Source organism: Vibrio sp. 10N.286.48.C11 (genome assembly GCF_041469805.1).
Lineage (GTDB): Bacteria > Pseudomonadota > Gammaproteobacteria > Enterobacterales > Vibrionaceae > Vibrio > Vibrio crassostreae_C.
The window spans coordinates 1-7,483 of record NZ_JBFRLK010000031.1; the positions used below are offsets into that span (position 1 = coordinate 1).

At 43.8% G+C, this 7,483-nt stretch carries 6 protein-coding genes and 2 pseudogenes; 2 read left to right on the forward strand and 6 right to left on the reverse strand.

Annotated elements, in window-relative coordinates; translation table 11 throughout:
- Together AB4209_RS09035 and AB4209_RS09040 are read left to right on the forward strand one after the other, a co-directional pair.
- The coding region (locus tag AB4209_RS09035; RefSeq protein ID WP_346762959.1) for a transposase at positions 1 to 177 on the forward strand (177 nt) is incomplete at its 5' end.
- A 582-nt stretch (positions 178 to 759) separates the two neighbouring features.
- Positions 760 to 1,935 (forward strand): threonine/serine exporter family protein, encoded by a 1,176-nt coding sequence (locus AB4209_RS09040; RefSeq protein ID WP_017064690.1) that lies wholly within the window; start codon positions 760 to 762, stop codon positions 1,933 to 1,935.
- Positions 1,936 to 2,247: 312 nt separating this feature from the next.
- Here the strand turns inward: AB4209_RS09040 and AB4209_RS09045 are convergent, their stop codons facing one another.
- The 6 genes and pseudogenes from AB4209_RS09045 to tnpC form a co-directional block, all read right to left on the reverse strand.
- Positions 2,248 to 3,231, reverse strand: a complete 984-nt coding sequence (locus AB4209_RS09045; protein WP_065584640.1) for a GTP-binding protein — start codon at positions 3,229 to 3,231, stop codon at positions 2,248 to 2,250.
- Positions 3,232 to 3,323: 92 nt separating this feature from the next.
- Positions 3,324 to 5,000 (reverse strand): amidohydrolase family protein, encoded by a 1,677-nt coding sequence (locus tag AB4209_RS09050; protein ID WP_102319826.1) that lies wholly within the window; start codon positions 4,998 to 5,000, stop codon positions 3,324 to 3,326.
- Positions 5,001 to 5,109: 109 nt separating this feature from the next.
- Entirely contained in the window at positions 5,110 to 5,745 is a 636-nt protein-coding gene (locus AB4209_RS09055) for a hypothetical protein (RefSeq protein WP_102393780.1), read from the reverse strand.
- A pseudogene (locus AB4209_RS09060) lies at positions 5,705 to 5,827 on the reverse strand (carboxylesterase family protein); the annotation flags it as partial. The pseudogene AB4209_RS09060 and the gene AB4209_RS09055, both read right to left, overlap by 41 nt.
- A 44-nt stretch (positions 5,828 to 5,871) precedes the next feature.
- A complete protein-coding gene (locus tag AB4209_RS09065; protein WP_017062010.1) occupies positions 5,872 to 6,156 on the reverse strand; it encodes a hypothetical protein in 285 nt (94 codons plus the stop codon).
- A gap of 377 nt (positions 6,157 to 6,533) precedes the next feature.
- Positions 6,534 to 7,483 (reverse strand): annotated as a pseudogene (tnpC, locus tag AB4209_RS09070) (IS66 family transposase); the annotation flags it as partial.

Here is a 7,483-nt window from a genome sequence, read left to right on the forward strand (position 1 = left end):
GGGATAAACAACAAGATAAAGCTAATCAAGCGAATGGGGTATGGGTATCGAGATACCGACTACTTCTTGGAAAGCCGCGATGAACCACAAATAAGCGGCTCTTTTTTAGCCCAATTTTCTGCTCTTAAACCTTATCGACTGTATCCGCCCCATGAACCCACGGGACGATATTGTTAATACGTGAGCGCCGCAATCACACTGTTAGCGCTAAGGAACCTTTGAAACCGTCATCAAAGCTCACTCATAATAAGCTATTATTTACAGTAGATTTCGGTTAATTTTCCAAAGGCCATTATGAAAAACAAACTGAGTTTAGCAATTCAAGCATACTGCAACTGGATTGATTCAAACATTATTGAAATTGCTTATGTCGGTTCCATTCTAGTTGTGATTCTAACGCTCATCATCAATCTTATTTAGGCTTCCATTTCCTAAATATTAGTTTCCTTTACTCATTACCGAGCTTTTCTAAAAGCCTCAGAGTTAAATCAATCACCTCATGGATTTGGAGTTTTACGCCTTCAAATAGCTGCGTGAGCGGATCTATTTTTGAGGTTGCAGCTTCAACAATGACTGATTTACCTCAACGATAAACTGATAACCTCTCATTCAATGAATCCTATCTTTTTAACCATTGCCTTGTTCGTTTGTAGGGGCCCGTCCTCTATACACGACTATTGGTTACGCTTGAATGAGGATACTATTGAATTAGAATGCCCCTCAAACATATATCGCCTTGGTTATTGAGAAACAAACAGAATGAAACAAACAAATCACATCGAACAATGCCAGCAAGAAATTTTGAGCTTTTCGGACCGATTACATCAATCTGGTTGTGCGCCTTACTCGGTAGCTCAATACACTCAAGCTTATGCAAAACGCCAGAACATTGATGTCTCTATTGATGTGACCCCGACAAAAGTCATCACTATTTTTGAGCAACCCACGCAAAAAGTCGTGATGGAAAACAAAAAACCACCCTCGGTTAACTTACGTGATTTAGTCGCAACGCTTAAAGGGTTTTCGACTCATTCCCATTACGAAGGTTCAGAAACCTACTCGAATCGTACCTTGTGCTTTGCCAATTTATTGCTTCCGCCATGTTATTTAATGTTAGTTGGCAGTACTTATCTGGCGGTCGGTTTATCCATTATTCTGGGCGCTATAGCCTGGCTAGCACAAATTTTCCTGACTGGACCAAGAAGCATTCTTGTCGAGTTCTTTGTCGCCTTAGTAGCCAGTTTTTTAACCGGTATGATAGCGGCACAGGTTCCCGGCTTACCAACATTGGCACTGTGCATTTCTTCCATTGTCCTTTTTATTCCTGGGTTAACCGTCACCAACGGCTTAGCCAGTCTTGCTCTCAATGACTTTCGGTCAGGTATCGAACTGCTTGCACAAAGCGCACTCATAGTAATGAAAATATTCATCGGCATTGTTATGGGGTTAGGCTTAGCCAACATAATCAATCAACCATTATCGGTACCGGTATTTATTGATGAAATCCCATTCGTTCTTCATGTCACCGCACTGATCGGGATTTCTGTCGCTATTGGCCTTATTTTCAACGCAAGTATGACAGAAATTCTCTTAGGCCTTCCTGTCGCGGCAATTGGCATGTGGGGGCCACATTGGTTTACTTCCGATTGGGTTGTAGGTACATGGGTAAGCACAATACTCATTACGCTTTACGGGTTGGGGATGGGAAAATTGCGTCACGTTCCACCACTCATATACATTATTCAAGGGATCATCATTCTTGTCCCCGGTAGTCGAATCATTGTCGGAGCAAGTGAGTCCTTCTTTGCGACCTCCATTTTACCCATTCCGAATATTGGTCTGTCCGCCTTGCTGATGTTTGGCGCGATTATGGCGGGACAAATCATGGTTTATTCTATATTTAGTCGTCATTTTGATTCCATCATTGAGGACTAACCATCGAGCTAACAATCGCTGATCAACACGCCCCAATAACCCACGATTGAGTCTTTATCTGCTTTTTGACGTTAAACGATTCTGAGAAGGTACTGATGAACAGAGTCTCGAAAATCGATAAGACTATTTTGTTTCAGATGGCGAGGGGAATGAGCAATATGGATTTGGAAAAACCGAATAGAATCGAAATTAGCCAATAATTCAATAAGATAAGGATGCTTAGGATGAGTCAATGCAAAGTAGGCAGAGGTAAGCTAGGTATAGGCAAGCGCTAGGTTGATAGGCTTGCCATCTACTCCATTTCCGTTCTAACTACGCCACCAGTGCGTTCAGTTTTTTACGCATACTCTCTTTATCAAGGCCACCTTTAGGTCCAATGAAGACTAACCGTGACGAACGAGATTCATCATCTTCCCATGCATCTCCAACCGTCACATTGGCTCGCTGACCCGTGCACTGAAATACACAGCGATGATCAGGACGATCGGTTAAATTTAAAATACCTTTCATGCGATAAGCATCAATTGAAAACTGTTGCAGTAGAGGATACAAACTTTGTAGATTAAGCGGTTGATCAGTTTCAAAGCTGAATGTTTCGAAATCATGGTTCACGTGATGACAGTGCTCATCATGACAATCATGGTGCTGGCATTCCTTTTGATCAGCCGCTATTTTGTTAGTGACAAAGCGCGTACTTTCAGGGGCATCAAATAAGATAGGTAAATCCACTTCGCCGAATGAAATATCAATCAATTTAGCAAACGGAGCTTGTACTCGGCACCATGCTTTGACTTGCTCTAGTTTATCAGCATCGACTAGGTCAACTTTATTAACCAGAACAATGTCAGCCACTTGAATTTGCTGCTTCGACAACGTCTCCATTGGGCCTTCTAGCCCTAAAATGTTTTCCGCATCGATCGTCGTCACGATTGCATTTAAAGGTGCGTGTGCTTGCAGTTCCGGATCTTCAAATTGAAGTGCCACTTCTTTGGGTTCTGCGATACCTGAAGTTTCAACAATAATATGGTCTGGGCGTTCCTCTAATGCGAGTAAACGCATTACCGAAACGACTAGTCCTTCTGCAAGGTTACAACAGATACAGCCATTCTCTAGGCTGATCATATTTTCACTTTCAGATTTAACTAACTCCGCATCAACATTGATTGATCCAAAATCATTGACGATCACAGCCATGCGCATTCCATTTGCATTGGTTAATATATGGTTTAGTAGGGTCGTTTTCCCTGCTCCTAAAAATCCGGCTAAAATTGTTACTGGAATAGGCTTCTTGCTCATAGCATGCTCTCTTTCGATTTTCGTTGTCTATATTTACTCGGTAAGCAATAAAAAAGGTTGAGCTAATGCCCAACCTTTTAAGTCAGGATAACTTAGCCAGTAACTTTGTTGCGAACCGCTTCACCTGGGTTTGAATCTAACAACATTTCACCAGCTTCAATGATAGGTGTCCCGTTTACAAGTACGTATTTCATGCCTGTAGAAAGGGCATTTGGTTTATCAAATGTTGCAACGGCTTTTACTTCATCAAGTTTGAAAATAGCTAAATCAGCATCTTTACCTACTTGAATACGACCTTTATTTGCCATTTGTGGCACAGCATCCTCAAGAATACGACATGCGTTTAAGCTAGTTCTTTCCATCGCTTCTACTAGTGTTACCGCTTTGTATTCCTCGACATATTTTTCAATAAAACGAGAGAAACAAGCAAGTGAGCGAGGGTGAGCTATTGCGTTGCTTGGAAGTGGCCATACATCACCTTCAATTAATACGCCTTTATCATCCATCCAAGGCATTGCATCTGAAGCGATAGCTGCACCTGGGAACAATACTGAACGGTCCATTTTAGCGCGATCTTCTTTGTTCTCATCGGGTTTTAAGAAGTGCATGACAACCACGGTACCGGGCGCTGATGCTTGTAGTTCAGTGACTTTTTCTTGGTTTAGTGCTTTACCATTCGCTTCCATGTAGCTAGCGCTTGGTACACCCCAACGTTGTAACCAATCGTCACCACGGAAAACTTCTGCGCCAATAACGGAAGAGCCAGCACCATAAGGATAAGCTTCAGTAGTAACGGCTAAACCTTGATCAATGGCGGATTGAACTAAATCGGCACAATCTTCGATATCTTGTACTGACGTGCTGTTGAGGTGACAAATGTGCATGTGTGCACCCGTTGTCGCCGACAGGCTAATGAGTTCTTGGTATGCTTCAAAGCTTGATTTTGGCTCTGCGCTGTTTAGGTAACGAACGTGAGTGTAAGTTGGTACTTCATAGCGTTTTGCTAGTTTAGCAAGATCATAGTACTCTTTGTGGCCATAACCTGGTGCGTAACCCGCGTTAATACCAATGCCTAAGCCCCCCTCTTTAAGACCTTGCTCAACCGAGCCCAGAATTTGTTTTAATTCATCTGGGGTTGCTAGGGTATTTTGCCAATTGTTTTTAGAAAAAGCTTTCTGGAACCAAACAATCGTACCATCAGGAGCAGGCATCGTAGGTTCTTTTGCTTGAATACGAGCGTAAGTCCATGCTACAGAAGCGCCGTAATTAATCGGGCGACCTTCAGCAGCAGTAATATCGTAGTACGTTCCGATTGGGAATAGACCAGATTCCATCTCAAGAGCGGTGGTTACGCCATCGAATGCTTGAGCACGGGCAGCAGGAAGTTGTTGTCCGTGAGCGTGCATATCTATAAAGCCAGGTGCAACCACGAGACCTTCAGCATCGATGATTGTTTTGCCTTGCAGCTTTTTGTCTGAGATTGCAGCAATACGCTTACCTTTAATACCGACGTGACGAATTGCGTCGAGTCCAGTTTCAGGATCAACAACACGGCCATTTTCGATAACGATATCAAATGGCCCTTTCTCGTTAGGCATCAGTTTGATGTTTTGGCCAACCAGTTTTTCAGGGGCTGCATGTAAAACAGAGGCAAAAGGCAGTGCCGCAGCCCCAACCGCTAACTTAGTCAAAGTCGAACGTTTATCTGTATCGACACCATCAAGTAATACTTGCGTAGCGTCCAATTCATTTGGGTCGTAATTTTTCATATTGATACCTGTTATGTTTGTTGTAAAAGAATATTAGTTCATGATTGTTATGAAAACTATGCTGCATGTAGAAAAATCAATCGATTGACTAACACCCACCTTTCCATCATTAGAATCCACTGCCAACCGTTATATAAAACGCGCTGTCAACGTCACTAAAAGCGAGGTCTACCCCCATGTGTAACCCATATCGGCAAGCTATCTGATAGCGAAATCCAGCACCATACGCATCGACACTTTCATCGTCTGACAGACTGCCCTCTACTGTCGCTTTATCCAGGCCATAAAACGCAGAAACGGTCCAACGATTATCAATCGCATTATCGTATTCCGCGACAACACCCAGCCCAGAGGTCACCGAGCTTTCGCCCATAAAATATTGAATAACGCCATTGATAGCGTTATTCACATCTTCATTACTGGTCTCAAACTTTACCGAGCTCTGGCCAATAATCTGTTTCACACCCAGCATCAATGGTGTGTTTGCCACTCGAAACTGGAGCTGCTGAAGCGCAGCGACTCCCGAGGTTTTTGTGCCGAATTGAATCGTTTTGTTGTACGACGCACCTATACTGAACTCTTTGAAAATATCGAGGTTCGCCTTTCCAGCGCCAACGCCACCCGTATATCGAATGGTATCTTTTAGCCACGACGGTATCACCGTTAATGTCGGTATCAGAACCTGCGCCATATTCAAAGTCCCCACCATGAATAAAGACATACACGGGTAATGACTCTGAACCATTGATCTCCGAAGGACGCCAAATATTAAGATTCAAGCAATCTTCAGATTGCTCTTGCTGGGTTATTTTAAGCTGTGGGCACACGGCGCCAAATTGTGTCGCATCTATAGCGCTATCAGCATTGTGTTCTAATTGACGGAGTGACTGTGCTGAAAACGTTGTTGATCGGCGTAAGTGATTCCTTTAAACGCTTCAATGGATACGCGTTGCTCGTCACCTGCTAAGGTATTGATCACAACAGACTCTCTATTTGCGAAAAGAGTCGCGTCCCCGATGGATACTGAAACCTGCTCTGTTGGTAATGTCTGAAGCGGTTCTGGCTTAATAGGACGTGAGCTGGTTTCATCACTACCCCACGCAGAAAGAGCAACAGTGATAGCGATAACCATGAGTGAGCGATGCGTTAAATTCATGGTTGTACCCATAAATGTGTTCGGCCATCTGACCTGATATTGGTATCATCAAACCTGAGAATCCCTATGCTCAGCCATGCTCATTTCTGGAGTATTTGAAGTATTTTTTCTTTATGGTGCGATATTAATTCACTCTTTAAATTTGAATAAATCGCTTATGCAGGACGTGATCCTACATATATTCACTACCGTGAGTGGATGTCGCTTTTTATTTATCACAAAGACTTCTTGTTGTACCTTCTTTGGCTGACTATCTAGGGTTGATAAAATTTCAACGGGTTCTTGAAACAGCTCTATAGGGGGTTGCTGTGACTCTCCTTCTGAAGCTTCAAACTCATCAAAGAACCCAAATATGTTATTAGAGTCCGATGGCATAGTTAGCACCAAACGTAAGTTTCGAGGCCAAAGCCAATATTGTTGAGGTCTGTTTTGACTTGACCCGAAGAGGTCCAAGGTAGAAGTGCGTCGATATCAGGCTCTGCTTTCGCGAGCTCTTTCATGCACTTGACCATGTAGTCTTAGAGGATAAGACCGTTGGCTTTCGCGGTCTCGATGATGCTGTAAAGCATCGCGCTCGCATCAGCACCGTTTGGTGTGTTGGAGAATAGCCAATTTTTCCTGCCAATAACCAGCGGTTTAATTGCGCGTTCAGCGCGATTATTATCGATAGATAAGTGACCATCGTCGATATAACGAATGAGTTTAGGCCATTGCCCGAGCGTGTACTTTATTGCTTTGCCTAGTGGGCTAGAGCCTATCACCTTCTGGGTTGTCATCCATTGGTAAAGCTCATCCAGTATCGGCTTGGCATACGCTTAACGCTCTGCTTTGCGTTCTTCGGCAGGCGCACCTTTTAAGCGTGATTCTATCCCGTAGAGCTTTGGGGGTTTAGCCAGCACTTTATCAGCCTTGCCCGATTTACCTTCCCCTTGAAGCTTCTTCGCGTCCATGAACTTGCGCTAAGCACCCTACATTGGTGACGTGATGCAGACCATCATAAGCCGCGTAGCCATCGGTTTGTAGATAACCGTTGTAGTCACCTAAAAAGTCCACGGGACACGCCCTCGCGCGACTGTTTTGATAGTCGTACAAGGCAATATTTTTCACATTCGGCAGTGCCGCTTCGGGTGAGTCAGCGCCTGAGCAGTAGAGCCACATATAACACTGCTTCTCTTCTTTGAGCACATTGAGCGGCGTTTCATCCGCTTGAACCACCACTTGTTGAAGTAGGTGCTCTTTCAAGGCGGCATACAGCGGGGCGAACTTCTCACTGACTTGGATAACCCACCTTGCCATGGTGGTGCGTGATAGCTCGATACCCGACTGG

Bases quoted from the DNA above. Each gene is read 5' to 3' on its own strand.
- AB4209_RS09065 (WP_017062010.1), bottom strand. From the start codon at position 6,156: ATGAATTTAACGCATCGCTCACTCATGGTTATCGCTATCACTGTTGCT.
- AB4209_RS09045 (WP_065584640.1), bottom strand. From the start codon at position 3,231: ATGAGCAAGAAGCCTATTCCAGTAACAATTTTAGCCGGATTTTTAGGA.
- AB4209_RS09050 (WP_102319826.1), bottom strand. From the start codon at position 5,000: ATGAAAAATTACGACCCAAATGAATTGGACGCTACGCAAGTATTACTT.
- AB4209_RS09055 (WP_102393780.1), bottom strand. From the start codon at position 5,745: ATGGTTCAGAGTCATTACCCGTGTATGTCTTTATTCATGGTGGGGACT.
- AB4209_RS09040 (WP_017064690.1), top strand. From the start codon at position 760: ATGAAACAAACAAATCACATCGAACAATGCCAGCAAGAAATTTTGAGC.